The organism is Bacillus sp. SYZHCR11, assembly GCF_057196865.1.
Map to the genome: position 1 here is coordinate 350,410 of NZ_JBXUND010000003.1, position 14,178 is coordinate 364,587.

Sequence of the window (14,178 nt, forward strand, 5' to 3'; positions counted from 1 at the left end):
AGATCGATATGAAACAGCTAAGCGCTATACCGCAGCCGAAAACATACGGACCTCTGAAAAATCTCCCTCACTTGGAAAAAGAAAAACTGTCACAATCACTCTGGAAAATTGCCGAAGAATACGGCCCGATCTTTCGTTTCGAATTTCCGAGCTCTGTCGGGGTCTTCGTCTCAGACCGCGAGCTCGCGGCAGAAGTCTGTGATGAAAAGCGATTTGATAAAAACCTCAGCAAAGCCTTGCTGAAAGTCCGTGAGTTTGGCGGTGACGGACTATTTACGAGCTGGACTCACGAAAAGAATTGGCAGAAAGCGCATCGGATTTTATTGCCGAGCTTCAGCCAGAAGGCGATGAAAGGCTATCATTCAATGATGCTTGATATTGCCATGCAGCTCGTGCAGAAGTGGAGCAGATTAAATCCGAATGAAGAAATTGACGTTGCCGAAGATATGACGCGCCTGACGCTGGATACAATCGGCCTGTGCGGATTTCATTACCGCTTTAACAGCTTTTACCGCGACACACAGCATCCTTTTATCACAAGTATGCTTCGCGCGCTGCAGGAGGCAATGCGCCAATCGCAGAGACACAGCCTGCAGGACAAGCTGATGATCAAAACGAGACATCAGTTCCAGCAGGATATTGAAGTGATGAATGAACTCGTAGACCGGATCATCGCTGAGCGGAGGGAAAATCCGGATGAGAATCTGTCTGACCTTTTAGCATTGATGCTTGAAGCGAAAGATCCTGTAACGGGTGAAAGGCTGGATGATGAAAATATCCGTTATCAAATCATTACCTTTTTGATCGCGGGGCATGAAACCACAAGCGGACTGCTTTCATTCGCGATTTACTGCCTGCTGAAAAATAAAGATAAATTGAAAAAAGCCGTTCAGGAAGCCGAGCGGGTGCTGACGGGAGAGACACCTGAATATAAGCAGATTCAGCAGCTGACATATATCCGCATGGTGTTAAACGAGACTTTGCGGCTGTATCCGACTGCCCCGGCATTTTCCCTGTACGCGAAAGAAGATACGGTTCTCGGCGGGAAATATCCGATTGCGAAAGGACAGCCGGTGACGATTCTGACTCCGCAGCTTCACCGGGATAAAAGCGCGTGGGGAGAAGATGCCGAGCTATTCCGTCCGGAAAGGTTCAGCGATCCCGCGGCAATTCCGGCTGATGCGTATAAGCCGTTCGGAAACGGACAGCGCGCATGCATCGGGATGCAGTTTGCCCTGCAGGAAGCGACAATGGTGCTCGGCCTTGTCCTTAAACACTTTGAACTGATTGATCATACTGATTATGAGCTTACGATTAAAGAAGCTTTAACCATTAAGCCCGGTGATTTTAAAATCCGTGTAAAAAACAAGGACGTGTCCAATCATCAGCCCGTACAAAACCATAAAGCTGAAGGCGGCGGTCACAAAGAAGAAACGAAAGAAATCCCGTCCCACGGAACGCCGCTTCTCATTCTTTACGGTTCAAATTTGGGAACTGCGGAAGGAATCGCGGAAGAGCTGGCTGACATCGGCAGAAGCAAAGGATTTTCAACTGAAACCGGCCCGCTTGATGATTATGCCGGGAAACTGCCTGTAAAAGGCGCAGTCGTTATTGTGACGGCTTCTTATAACGGGGCGCCGCCTGATAATGCGGTGGGTTTTGTGAAATGGACGGAAACCCTTGAGGATCAGGAATTAAAGGGTGTTTCTTACGCCGTCTTCGGCTGCGGAGACCGCAACTGGGCCGCCACTTACCAGAGAATCCCCCGCCTGATAGACAAAGTGCTTGAAGAAAAAGGGGCAAAACGGCTGACTTCTATCGGGGAGGGCGACAATGCCGATGATTTTGAGTACAGTCAGGAAGCCTGGGAAGACTCATTCTGGAAGGACATCATGAAGGCTTTTCATATAGAGGCCGCTCCAAAACAGGCAAACAAATCACAGTTATCAATCGAATACGTAAGTGAAGCAGCCGAGACGCCGATTGCCAAAACGTACAAAGCATTTGAGGCGGAAGTCATCACAAACAAAGAGCTTCATACCGAAAGCAGCAAGCGTTCAGTCCGGCATATTGAGCTGCGTCTCCCGAAGACCGAAACGTATCGGGAAGGAGACCATCTCGGGGTGCTTCCGCAAAACAGCGGGGAACTGATCAGCCGTGTCATTCGCCGATTCGGTCTCGACCCAAATCAGCACTTTAAGATCAAGGGCCGGCAGCTGCCTCATCTGCCGATGGACCGGCCGGTTAATGCGCCTGAGCTTTTGGCGTCATATGTAGAGCTGCAGGAACCGGCAACGAGAGCCCAGCTTCGCGAACTTGCCGCCCATACCGTGTGCCCGCCGCACCAAAAAGAATTGGAGCATCTTTATTCTGACGATGCGGCATATAAAGAAAACGTGCTGAAAAAACGAATGACCATGCTGGACCTGCTGGAAGATTATCCGGCTTGTGAACTGCCGTTTGAGCGCTTTTTAGAACTTCTGCCGTCCTTAAAGGCGCGCTATTATTCAATCTCAAGCTCACCGAAGGCAAACAAAAGGGAGCTCAGTATCACGGTCGGCGTTGTGACGGCTCCGGCGTGGAGCGGCCGGGGAGAATACAAGGGCGTGGCTTCGAACTATTTAGCCGGATTACAAAATGGCGATTCTGCCGTCTGTTTCATCCGCTCGCCGCAGTCGGGTTTCGCATTGCCCGAAAATACGAAAACGCCTCTCATTATGATCGGAGCAGGCACCGGAATTGCACCGTTCAGGGGATTTATCCAGGCGCGGGCTGCAGAAAAAATGTCCGGTAACAGCCTGGGCGAAGCTCATTTATACTTCGGCTGCAGACACCCTGAAGAAGACGATCTGTACAAAGATGAATTCGACCATGCGGAGAAAAACGGCCTTGTCACCGTGCATCGGGCGTATTCCAGATTAGATCAGGACTGTAAAGTTTACGTACAGGATGTCCTGCTTCGCGAGGCTGCACAGATTATTGCGCTTCTTGACCAAGGCGGCCATCTTTATATATGCGGAGACGGAAGCAAAATGGCTCCGGCTGTCGAAAATGTACTGCTTCAGGCGTATGAAAAGGTGCATAACACTGATTCAAAAGTTTCCTCGAATTGGCTTGAACAGCTGCAGGCGGAAGGAAGATATGCGAAAGATGTTTGGGCAGGTGTGTAACAGAAGCGTAAGGCAATTGAAGATTGTGTTTTAATTGAAGAAAGCCGGCACGATATTTGAAATCTACTGAATCAAAAGGAATAGTTATAGGGAGTATCGTGCCGGCCTTATCTTTAGTATCGGACAAAAGACACAAATCTTTAATGTTTTTATTGATTTACATGCAGGCGGCTATGTCCCTTTTTTCTGAATTCCGCCAGAAATAAAACCGGATAAGACAGCAATAGCAAAACCGAAATAAATGAAATGATACCGATCCAATGAAAATGCGTCCAAAAGAAACCGCCGCAAGACCCGGCCGCGCTTGACCCGATATAGTATGCAAGCAGATATAATGAAGAAGCTTGCGCGCGCTGATCACCGGCTGCTCGGCCGACCCAGGCGCTTGCAATTGAATGTGCGCCGAAAAAGCCGAAGGTAAACACGGCAATGCCCGCAATTTTAAGGGCAAGCTGGGGCAAAAGTGTCACCGCTGCGCCGGCAAGCATAACAAAAATCGCAATCTTAATCATTTTTGCACTTCCGAAAAGATCTGCTTTTTTCCCCATGTAGACAGAGCTGAACGTTCCCGCGAGATAGACAATAAAAATAAAACCGATTACAGTCTGTGACAAATGATAAGGAGCCGCCATTAAATGAAAGCCGATATAATTATATAATGTCACAAAACTCCCCATTAATATAAATCCCAGAGATATTAACAAAAGCAGCCGTTTGCGGTGTAGAACCGCTCCGTATTCCTTACATGCCGCTTTTACGCCCGCATGCCGCTGAGATGAATGGCGCGGAGCCGGAAGAAAACGCCAAAACAAATAGCTTAATATAATAGAAAGAATGCCGATAATGGCAAGCGCCGGCCGCCAGCCGAATACATCAGTCAGAAGCCCCGTTAACAGCCTGCCGCTCATTCCCCCGATGCTTGTGCCGCTGATATACAGGCCCATCATTTTCCCGAGGCCCTTCGGATCAAACTCCTCGCCTACATATGTCATAGCGACAGCAGGAACGCCTGCCAGAAAAATACCGAGCAGCCCCCTCATCGCCAAAAGCGCCGGAAAAGCCGGACTGAACGCTGTTAATAGACCTAAAACAGAAGTGGCTGTTAACGACAGCACCATTAATTTTTTTCTGCCGAATCCGTCAGACAACGAAGCAGCGGCCAATAATGAAAATGCCAAAACGGCTGTTGAGATGGATAAAGTTAAGCTGGCAGCCGCAGCGGAAATATGAAACTCTTCCGAAAACAAAGGCATAAGCGGCTGTGTCGTGTAAAGCGTGGCAAATGTCACAAAGCCGCTGATAAACAGTGCCAAGCTGGCCTTTCTGTAAGCCTTTGTATGAGGCTGAATAAACGTCATGAATGTCCCTCTTTTCTCACTGTTGGTTATATATGTATCGTACGCTTTTCATTTCAATGTGTCTAATTTATAATAACTATAGAATTAATGCGTGTAGGTTATGAAGAAAGGGGAGAAGGAGAAAATGGAGCTTCATCAAATTGACAACTTCATTGCGGCGGCAACTCATCAGCATTTCACAAATGCGGCAAAAGAAAGAATGATTTCTCAGCCGGCATTAAGCCGATCGATTATCAGGCTCGAAGAAGAATTAGGCGCGCCGTTATTTTACAGAGAGACAAAAGCCGTCCGGCTGACAAGGCACGGAGAGCAGTTCTTAATAAAAGCAAAACAAGCGAGACGAGCTTTAAATGAAGGCGTTGAACAAGTGAAAAAAAATATGAGCCTGGAGCACGGCGAAATATCTGTATCTTTTCTTCATACGCTCGGGCTGCGCTTGATGCCTCAGCTGATTGCCGAATTTAAAAAGCTATACCCAAACGTGACCTTCCGGCTTTATCAAGGCGCAAATGAAACGCTTCGCAAAATGGTGGAAACGGGAGATGCGGATATCTGTCTCAGCTCCCCGCCGCTTCCCAGCGAGCTTTTACAATGGACAGTGCTGGAGAAAGAGCCTCTTTATGCGGTGCTTCCTGAGAACCACCCGCTTGCAGGAAATAAAAGCATTCAAATGAAAGAGATGCAGGACGAGGATTTTGTCGGATTTAAACCGGGATACGGGCTGAGATATATGTTTGATCTGATGTGCCGGGATTTGAATATACACCCGCATCTCGCATTTGAAGGAGAGGAAGTGTCAACCATATTAGGGTTGACCGCCGCGGGTCTGGGGGCTGCAGTGCTGCCGAAAACTGCGGAGCATTCATACTTTCCGGTCGTTTTTCTCCCGGTTGCAGATTACCAATGCGAACGCACCATAGCGTTAGCCCAGTTAAAAAACCATGCTCTCTCTCCCGCTGCTGAGCGTTTTAAACAGTTTGCACTTGATTATTACAAAGCACGCAACTGAGCGGTCATTTTATTAAAATCGAAGTTGAAAATAAAGCAGAAAGAAATACAGAAAACGGAGGAAAACCATGGCGAAAAAAACAGTGAAAACAAATGCTGTCCGTATCATTGAGCAGCAAAACATTCCCTATGAGCTATTAGGTTACAAAACAGAAGGGGGACAGCCCGCAGACGGTCTTTCCGTTTCACAAAAAATCGGATACTCTGCCGAATATGTTTATAAAACCTTAGTGGCATCTGCAGGAACTGATCGTTATTACGTCTTTGTCGTTCCCGTTGCAAAAGAACTGAATCTGAAAAAGGCTGCGAAGGCGGCAGGTGAGAAGAAAATAGAAATGATTGCCATGAAGGACCTTTTGGAAGTGACCGGCTATATACGCGGCGGCTGCTCTCCGATCGGAATGAAAAAAAGGTTTCCGACTTTTATTGATAGATCCGCTGAAACACTGGCGTTTATGATTGTCAGTGCGGGGAAAATCGGAATGCAGCTGAAAGTAGCGCCTCGAGATTTAGCCGAAGCAAGCGGGGCGGTATTTACAGACATTGTATAAATGTCCGGTGGATCTAATGGAATACACGTTTCAAGGGAGAATGATAATGAAAAAAAGATATGAAAACTTGAATGGCGTGAAGAATGAACATGGATTCATGGACATGTGGAAATGGATGAAAGAACGAAGAGAAAAAAGTAAAGATTTAAGCGAGAATATTCCGAAAGCGGTCACAAGGGATGTCCGTGATGTTGCCGTCAATCGGACGGAAACCGCCATAACATGGATCGGCCATTCTTCATTTCTGATCCAAATACAGGGGCTTAACATAATGACCGACCCTGTATGGGCGCGGAGGATGGGTTTTCAAAAACGGCTGACAGAGCCGGGATATGAATTGAGCGAACTGCCTGACATTGATGCCGTGCTCATCTCACATGGGCATTATGACCATCTTGATTTTCCGAGTATAAAAAAACTGAGAGGAAACCCGGATTTTTACGTGCCTGCGGGACTGAAAAAGCTGTTCATCAAAAAAGGCCGCAAAAAGGTTCATGAAATGAATTGGTGGGATCGTTTTGAGATGCGGGGGGTGAATATATCATTTGTTCCGGCCCAGCACTGGACCCGGAGAACGCTTTGGGATACCGATACTTCTCATTGGGGAGGCTGGGTCATAGAAAGCGAAAACGGCGAGTCCATCTATTTTGCAGGAGATACAGGCTATTTTGAAGGCTTTAAAGAAATCGGAGAGAGGTTTCGTATTAAGGCGGCCCTGATGCCGATCGGAGCATACGAACCCGAATGGTTTATGAAAGTGTCACATATCAATCCGGAAGACGCCGTGAAAGCTTTTTTAGAGCTGAAGGCTGACAGCTTCATTCCCATGCATTACGGGGCATTCCGGCTTGCTGATGATACAGGCCCGGAAGCATTAAGCAGACTGCACGGTGAGTGGGACCGGCTTGCATTACCTCCTGAAAACCTGAGTGCATTAGCGCTTGGCGAAACATTTTGGCTGTAACAGCAGGTTTTCGCTGCCGACACCAATCGTTTAAAAACGGTTGGTGTTTTGTTGTCAACCAAAGGTGAACAGACTCAGTATAAAACATGATTTTTCCGGAATCTGCGGTAAAAAACAAAACTTTTTACTCTTTTGTTTCACTATACAATGAAAACGGTTTCGTATGCGCAGTATATTTAACCTATCACAATTGCTCCAGCAGAAACGGACAGGAAGGATAGAAAAACAGATGAAATACATGAATTCAAGACAGAAAAAGATTTTGTATCTGTTGTTATCTGAACCTGATGACTACTTAGTTGTGCAAGATTTCGCAGACAGGGTCCGCTGTTCTGAAAAAACGATCAGGAATGATTTGAAAACGATTGAAGATTTTCTGAATGAACATGCTCAAGCTCAGCTGATCCGCAAACCGGGATTAGGCGTCTATTTACATATATCTGAACAGGAAAGGTCACGGTTAAGCCGGCATATTTATAATGAGCACTTTACATGCAGGCACAAGACCGATGAAGAAAGAATACTTCACATCGCTTATGATTTATTAATGAATTCAAAGCCCGTTTCCGCAAAAGAAATTGCCGCACAGCATTTTGTAAACAGAGCTTCCATTAAAAAGGATATCAGTGCGGTTGAAGAGTGGCTGAAGCGATTTGATCTCACACTGGTTTCTAAACAGCGGCTCGGCTTAAAGATTGAAGGGGACGAAAAAAACAAAAGAAAAGCATTGGCGCGAATTTCAGATTTGATTGATAATGCGGAGTTTACAAGCCAATTTATAAAAAGTAAGTTTTTAAGTCATGAAGCGGACTTTGTGAGAAAAGAAATCAAGTTATTACAAAAAAACCATTCTATCTATTTTACGGATGAAACATTTGAAAGTTTGCTGCTGCATACATTGCTGACCATCCGCCGTATCAAAATGAAACAGCCGGTCGCCATCTCTGCAAGGCAGCTGGAGGCGGTAAAAAAGAAGAAAGAATATGAATGGACACTGGCTTGTTTAAAACGGCTTGAGCCGGTATTTGCCATCCGGTTTCCCGAGGAAGAAGCCGTCTATTTAACTTTACATATAATAGGCGGGAAAGTGCGCTATCCATTGCAGCAAGAAAAGAAGCTTGATCTTGAAGATTCTGAGCTTTCCAAAGTCGTCAGGCATTTGATCAATCGCGTTTCAGAACTGAAAATGCTGGATTTCCATAAAGACCAGGAATTGATCAACGGATTGAACATTCATCTCGATCCGGTGTTGAAGCGGCTGAGCTATGATCTCTCTGTTTCAAACCCCATGCTCCACGATATCAAAAAAATGTATCCTTATTTGTTTCATCTTATCATTGACGTTTTAGAAGACATCAATCAAACATTTGATCTTTATATTCCTGAAGAAGAGGCGGCCTATTTGACCCTGCATTTTCAGGCAGCGATTGAACGGCTGCGCCGAAGCAGTCATAACCCTAAAAGGACGATCATCGTCTGCCATATGGGCATTGGCATGTCGCAATTGCTGCGGACTAAAATTGAACGCAAATTTCATCACATTACGATAAAAGACTGTATCGCAAAAGCGGAGCTGACAGAGTATATCAAAAAGCATAAAGATATAGATTTCGTCATTTCTACGATAGGGCTTGGAAATGTAACGATCCCTCATATCGTCGTATCACCGCTTTTGGAACCTGCTGATGAAAAGAAGCTCAGCGCATTTATGCAACAGCTTGATACATCACACCGCCGGGAGCAAAAAACGTTTAAAATGCTGAATGATACGACTCCGTTTCTCGTTTTTTTACAGCAAGAGACAGAGCACCGTTATCAGGTCATTGAAAAGCTGGCGCAGGCTTTGTATGAAAAAGGCTATGTAGAAAAAGAGTATGGCATTCATGCAGTAATGAGAGAAAAAATGTCGGCGACAAATATCGGAGCGGGTATTGCCATCCCTCACGCGAACTCTAAATATATCAAACAATCAGCCATTGCAATCGCCACCTTAAAAGAGCCCATTGAGTGGGGGACGGAAAAGGTGTCGCTTGTATTTATGCTTGCCGTCAAACACGAAGATCAAAACAAGGTAAAGCAATTATTCAGTGAGCTTTCCTATCTTAGCGAGCAGCCGGCATTTATTCAAAAACTGACGGAAGAAAAAAATGTGATGACGTTTTTATCGTATTTAAACTATTAAAAGCAGGGGATGGCTCCCTGCTTTTTTTCTGTTTATAGGGAAAAATGCCGTTATTTCCGGAACTTATGGTAAAAAAACGCGCTTATCACAGGCTGATTTCAGTATAAAGTTGAGACAAGATCTTGAAATTCAGACTGCAAAGGAGGATTTATATGAAACTGTTAGCGATTACATCATGTCCGAACGGCATTGCCCATACGTATATGGCTGCTGAAAATTTACAAAAAGCAGCCGGCAGATTAGGCGTTGAGATCAAAGTGGAAACCCAGGGCGGAATCGGGGTGGAAAATAGGCTGACCGAAGAGGAAATCCGGGAAGCAGACGCAATCATTATCGCGGCGGACCGTTCGGTGAACAAAGACCGATTCGCGGGAAAAAAGCTGCTGGCCGTCGGGGTTCAGGAAGGCATCCGCAAACCGGAAGAATTAATTCAAAGAGCGCTTAGCGGTGAAGTGCCGGTCTATCAATCTGCTTCAAAAACTGAATCCGCAAGTCAGCAGGGCAAAAAACAAAATCCGATTTACCGTCATTTAATGAACGGCGTTTCTTTTATGGTTCCTTTCATTGTCGTCGGCGGATTATTGATAGCGGTTGCATTGACGCTTGGAGGAGAAAAAACACCAAAGGGCTTAGTCATTCCGGATGCGTCTTTTTGGAAAACGATTGAACAGATCGGCAGCGCTTCTTTTTCATTCATGATCCCGATTTTAGCCGGGTACATCGCGTTCAGCATCGCCGATAAGCCGGGTCTTGTCCCCGGAATGATCGGCGGATATATTGCGGCATCCGGCAGCTTTTACGACAGTGCGAGCGGCGCAGGATTTCTTGGAGGAATCATTGCGGGATTTTTGGCGGGATATGCGGCGCTTGGAATCAAAAAATGTAAAGTTCCTAAAGCAATACAGCCGATTATGCCGATCATTATTATTCCGGTGTTTGCCTCACTGATCGTCGGTTTGGCGTTTGTATTTCTGATCGGCGCCCCCGTCGCTCATATTTTCGCATCATTAACGGTTTGGCTTGCGGGAATGAAAGGCTCGAGCTCAATTCTCCTGGCATTGATTTTAGGAGCGATGATCTCTTTTGATATGGGAGGACCCGTAAACAAGGTGGCCTTTCTATTCGGATCGGCAATGATCGGAGAAGGAAATTATGAAATTATGGGCCCGATTGCCGTTTCCATTTGTATACCGCCGATAGGGCTTGGGATTGCGACGTTTTTAGGAAAAAGAAAATTCGCCGCCGCAGAAAGAGAAATGGGAAAAGCGTCATTTACGATGGGCCTTTTCGGTATCACGGAAGGAGCCATTCCATTTGCGGCCCAAGACCCCCTTCGTGTGATCCCGAGTATTATGGCGGGTTCTATGACCGGCTCGGTGATAGCGATGATCGGCCATGTGGGGGACAGAGTGGCACACGGCGGCCCCATCGTTGCTGTACTTGGAGCAGTAGATCATGTATTGATGTTTTTTATCGCTGTAACAGCAGGCTCTCTTGTCACCGCTCTGTTGGTTAATGTACTGAAGAAAGATATGGCGAAATCCCCCTCGCCCGGTGAGGTGCTGCCGTCTGCCGCACCAAATGAAGCTGCAGCGGCAAAAGAAACAAAGGAACCATCTCAGGCTGACAGCCGAAAAGCCGGGATGACCGAAATCAAAAAACTGACTGACATTATCAGCACGGACTTGATTGAACCGCATTTATCCGGCGAAACGAGGGATGACATTATCGATGAAATGATCGAGAAATTGTCCCGTAAAGGTATGCTTCTGTCTGACAGCGGATTTAAACAGGCCATTTTGAGCCGTGAACAGCAGGGAACCACGGCGATAGGTATGAATATCGCCATTCCGCACGGAAAGTCTGATGCCGTCAGAACGCCGGGTGTCGCATTCGGAATAAGACGTTCGGGTGTTGACTGGAACAGCCTTGATGGTTCTGATGCAAAACTGATTTTTATGATTGCCGTACCGAAGGAAAGCGGCGGAAATCAGCATCTGAAAATATTGCAGATGTTATCCCGAAAACTGATGGATGACAGCTATCGGGAAAGGCTGCTCTCCGTTCAGACAAAAGAAGAGGCGTATGAGCTTCTGGAAGAAATCGAATAAAGCGGGGGATGATCATGTCTACTGAACCGATATTTTTCAATCCGGTTTTCAAAGAAAGAATTTGGGGAGGCGCCGCCCTGCGTGATTTTCACTATAATATTCCGTCCGAGCGGACAGGGGAGTGCTGGGCCTTTGCCGCTCATCAAAATGGGCAAAGCACAGTTCGAAACGGGATGTATAAAGGATGTACGCTCGGTGAATTGTGGGAGCATCACAGAGATTTATTCGGAAACCTTGAAGGAGACCGTTTTCCTCTTCTTACAAAAATTTTGGATGCGGACCAAGATCTGTCCGTTCAGGTGCATCCGAATGATGACTTTGCCAAAATGCATGAAAACGGGGAACTTGGAAAAACCGAATGCTGGTATATCATTGATTGTGAAAAAGATGCGGAGATCATTTTCGGCCACAGCGCAACAACAAAAGAAGAACTGATATCCATGATTGAGCGCGGAGAATGGGACGGGCTTCTGAACAGAGTTAAGGTAAAGCCGGGAGATTTCTTCTTTGTCCCAAGCGGCACCGTTCACGCGATTGGAAAGGGCACACTTATTTTAGAGACGCAGCAAAATTCAGATACGACTTACAGATTGTATGATTACGGAAGAAAAGATGCGGACGGCAGGCTGCGCGAGCTCCATTTGGAAAAAAGTATAGAAGTGACAGACGTTCCATCTGTCCGTGAACGGCCGATCGTTCAATATAAACAAACAGATGATCTGCTGGCAGCTGTTTTAATAGAATGTCCTTATTTTTCAGTCGAAAAGTGGGATGTAAAAGGTGAAGCAAATTTATTCCAGAATCATCCCTTCCTTCTTGTCAGCGTGATCGAAGGAGACGGAATAATAATTGCAGGCGGGCATGAACATCCCTTTAGAAAAGGAGATCACATTCTCCTGCCTTCCGGTTTGGGAGAATATAAACTGGCGGGCCATGCAAAGTGTATTGTGTCTCATCTGTGATCTTCAAAACCCTTCTCTGGCAGCAGAGAAGGGTTTCTCGTTACTTTTACAAAAAGGCCGAAATCTCCGTGGTCCGTTCCTGAATTTAATCTCTCAATTTGTATATCTCCCGAGCCATTGATTCAAGTATGTACATAGCGGGGATTTGGGTGGTGATATTCGCATTTTCAACCCATTCTTCCGTCACGTAATATGAAATATTCACATCGGACATTTTGGCAATGGTTGAATGCTTATGATTTGTAATACTGATGACCCGGCTTCCTTCTTGTTTCAGCTGATTCAGATGAGTCACCGTAGAATCTCCTTCACCTGAAACCGATAATGCGATCGTGATGCTGTTATGGCGGAAATGGGAATGGGCCGGAAAGTAAGGATCTTTAATATACATTGAAAGTTTCCCTAAGCACGAAAAATATCTGGCTCCGTATTCGGCGAGAATTCCTGAACTACCCACTCCGATAAAAATGACGCTTTCTGCATCGGCTGCAAGGGCTGCTGCTTCCTTCAGCTTTTCTTCCATCCCTCCGCTTACTGTTCTTTCAAAAAACTCGGCAACGGAATGATGGGGACTCTTTAAAATCGTTTTTTTATTTGCCTCCGCATACATTTTCAGCTTCACCTTAAACTCCGAAAACCCTTCACAGTTTATTTTTTTGCAGAAACGTAAAATAGAAGCCGTCGATACATGGGTTTCATTTGCCAATTCACGGATTCGCATATAGACGACTTTCTCGCTGTTTTGGGAGATGTAGTTGTATAAAGAAGTTTCAAGCTCGTTAAATGAAGCAATCATTTCGTGTGTGAACATGCAGGGGGATTCTCCTTTTTATGAGAATGGTGAATGTACATCTCATCGTAACATATCATTTTTAAAAGAAACATAGTGTTATTTTTATGTGACAAATCACTTTTTGTGTCATTCAAAACAAGACGTCAGCCAATGATTTACGGTGCAAAACAACTGCGGATATAATTCGTTCATACGCTTATGCATGATCTCTTCAAGGGTCTCTGACAAAAGCGGCCGAAAAAAGGAGGACAATATGAGTATCAAACTGATAGCGGTTGATATGGACGGAACGTTTTTGAATGATGAAATGGCATATAACAAAGAGCGTTTTATGAATCAGTATCGTGAATTAAAAGCGCGGGGAATTAAATTTGCCGTAGCAAGCGGAAACCAATATGCGCAGCTTACATCCTTCTTTCCGGAAATCAAAAGTGAAATCGCTTTCGTTGCCGAGAATGGCGCTTTCGTCGTGAATGCCGGAGAAGAATTATTCGCGGGTAACATGTCTGAAGACACTATAAAAGAAGTGATCCGTGCTTTAGAGCAGTATGAGGTGAAAAACGTCATTGTCTGCGGAAAAAAAAGCGCGTATATTCATGAAAATGCCAGTGAAGATGAATATCTGCATGCCAGTAAGTATTATTATGTGTTAAAAAGGGTGCCGCATTTTGAAAACATCGATGATGACATTTTAAAATTTTCCATCAGTTTTCCCGCCGAACATTGTTCCGCACTTCTGAGGCATTTAAAAGACGCCATCGGGTCTTTCGTCACGCCTGTATCAAGCGGGCACGGTGACATAGATCTGATCATACCGGGGCTTCATAAAGCAAGCGGGATTAGGCTTCTCCAGAAACAATGGGGGATAAATGATGAAGAATGCGCGGCCTTCGGAGACAGCGGCAATGATTTGGAGATGGTGTTTGCCGTGAAATACGGAGTCGCTATGGATAATGCGCAGGAAAGCATTAAACAGGCCGCGGCGCATATCGCGCAATCAAACAATGAGGAAGGGGTCTTAAACGCGATTGATTCCATTCTCAAATGTGAAAAACCCTTTGTCTGAAAAAAGACATTTT

At 45.6% G+C, this 14,178-nt stretch carries 10 protein-coding genes; 8 read left to right on the forward strand and 2 right to left on the reverse strand.

Going from position 1 to position 14,178, the window contains the following annotated elements:
• The first annotated feature begins 8 nt into the window (after positions 1–8).
• Complete coding sequence (locus AC2CGA_RS13570; RefSeq protein ID WP_139885329.1) at positions 9–3,170, forward strand: bifunctional cytochrome P450/NADPH--P450 reductase; 3,162 nt, start codon at positions 9–11, stop codon at positions 3,168–3,170.
• A gap of 149 nt (positions 3,171–3,319) precedes the next feature.
• Here AC2CGA_RS13570 and AC2CGA_RS13575 read toward each other — a convergent pair whose 3' ends face one another.
• Positions 3,320–4,528 (reverse strand): MFS transporter, encoded by a 1,209-nt coding sequence (locus AC2CGA_RS13575; protein ID WP_024085642.1) that lies wholly within the window; start codon positions 4,526–4,528, stop codon positions 3,320–3,322.
• A gap of 124 nt (positions 4,529–4,652) precedes the next feature.
• Here AC2CGA_RS13575 and AC2CGA_RS13580 point away from each other — a divergent pair, with 124 nt between their 5' ends.
• From AC2CGA_RS13580 to manA, 6 genes are all read left to right on the forward strand, one after another.
• The gene (locus AC2CGA_RS13580; protein WP_003152795.1) at positions 4,653–5,537 is read left to right on the forward strand and encodes a LysR family transcriptional regulator; all 885 of its coding nucleotides are present in this window, start codon (positions 4,653–4,655) and stop codon (positions 5,535–5,537) included.
• Between the two features lie 67 nt (positions 5,538–5,604).
• The gene (gene ybaK / locus AC2CGA_RS13585; RefSeq protein WP_014305475.1) at positions 5,605–6,087 is read left to right on the forward strand and encodes a Cys-tRNA(Pro) deacylase; all 483 of its coding nucleotides are present in this window, start codon (positions 5,605–5,607) and stop codon (positions 6,085–6,087) included.
• 46 nt (positions 6,088–6,133) lie between these two features.
• Positions 6,134–7,051: an MBL fold metallo-hydrolase gene (locus AC2CGA_RS13590; RefSeq protein WP_232673847.1), complete on the forward strand. Its 918-nt coding sequence runs from the start codon at positions 6,134–6,136 to the stop codon at positions 7,049–7,051.
• Positions 7,052–7,280: 229 nt separating this feature from the next.
• On the forward strand, positions 7,281–9,233 hold the full coding sequence (gene manR / locus AC2CGA_RS13595; RefSeq protein ID WP_024085639.1) for a mannose transport/utilization transcriptional regulator ManR: 1,953 nt from the start codon (positions 7,281–7,283) through the stop codon (positions 9,231–9,233).
• Positions 9,234–9,385: 152 nt separating this feature from the next.
• Positions 9,386–11,344: a fructose-specific PTS transporter subunit EIIC gene (locus AC2CGA_RS13600; RefSeq protein WP_117614621.1), complete on the forward strand. Its 1,959-nt coding sequence runs from the start codon at positions 9,386–9,388 to the stop codon at positions 11,342–11,344.
• A gap of 14 nt (positions 11,345–11,358) precedes the next feature.
• Positions 11,359–12,306, forward strand: coding sequence for a mannose-6-phosphate isomerase, class I (manA, locus tag AC2CGA_RS13605; protein WP_046559903.1), 948 nt, complete (start codon positions 11,359–11,361; stop codon positions 12,304–12,306).
• 85 nt (positions 12,307–12,391) lie between these two features.
• Here the strand turns inward: manA and AC2CGA_RS13610 are convergent, their stop codons facing one another.
• Positions 12,392–13,117, reverse strand: coding sequence for a MurR/RpiR family transcriptional regulator (locus AC2CGA_RS13610; RefSeq protein WP_003152806.1), 726 nt, complete (start codon positions 13,115–13,117; stop codon positions 12,392–12,394).
• A 235-nt stretch (positions 13,118–13,352) separates the two neighbouring features.
• Here AC2CGA_RS13610 and AC2CGA_RS13615 point away from each other — a divergent pair, with 235 nt between their 5' ends.
• A complete protein-coding gene (locus AC2CGA_RS13615) occupies positions 13,353–14,165 on the forward strand; it encodes a Cof-type HAD-IIB family hydrolase (RefSeq protein ID WP_484480216.1) in 813 nt (270 codons plus the stop codon).
• Positions 14,166–14,178: the final 13 nt, after the last annotated feature.

Coding starts and splice junctions, on each gene's coding strand:
- AC2CGA_RS13570 (WP_139885329.1), top strand. CDS start 9: ATGAAACAGCTAAGCGCTATACCGCAGCCGAAAACATACGGACCTCTG.
- AC2CGA_RS13580 (WP_003152795.1), top strand. CDS start 4,653: ATGGAGCTTCATCAAATTGACAACTTCATTGCGGCGGCAACTCATCAG.
- ybaK (WP_014305475.1), top strand. CDS start 5,605: ATGGCGAAAAAAACAGTGAAAACAAATGCTGTCCGTATCATTGAGCAG.
- manA (WP_046559903.1), top strand. CDS start 11,359: ATGTCTACTGAACCGATATTTTTCAATCCGGTTTTCAAAGAAAGAATT.
- AC2CGA_RS13610 (WP_003152806.1), bottom strand. CDS start 13,117: ATGTTCACACACGAAATGATTGCTTCATTTAACGAGCTTGAAACTTCT.
- AC2CGA_RS13615 (WP_484480216.1), top strand. CDS start 13,353: ATGAGTATCAAACTGATAGCGGTTGATATGGACGGAACGTTTTTGAAT.
- manR (WP_024085639.1), top strand. CDS start 7,281: ATGAAATACATGAATTCAAGACAGAAAAAGATTTTGTATCTGTTGTTA.
- AC2CGA_RS13575 (WP_024085642.1), bottom strand. CDS start 4,528: ATGACGTTTATTCAGCCTCATACAAAGGCTTACAGAAAGGCCAGCTTG.
- AC2CGA_RS13590 (WP_232673847.1), top strand. CDS start 6,134: ATGAAAAAAAGATATGAAAACTTGAATGGCGTGAAGAATGAACATGGA.
- AC2CGA_RS13600 (WP_117614621.1), top strand. CDS start 9,386: ATGAAACTGTTAGCGATTACATCATGTCCGAACGGCATTGCCCATACG.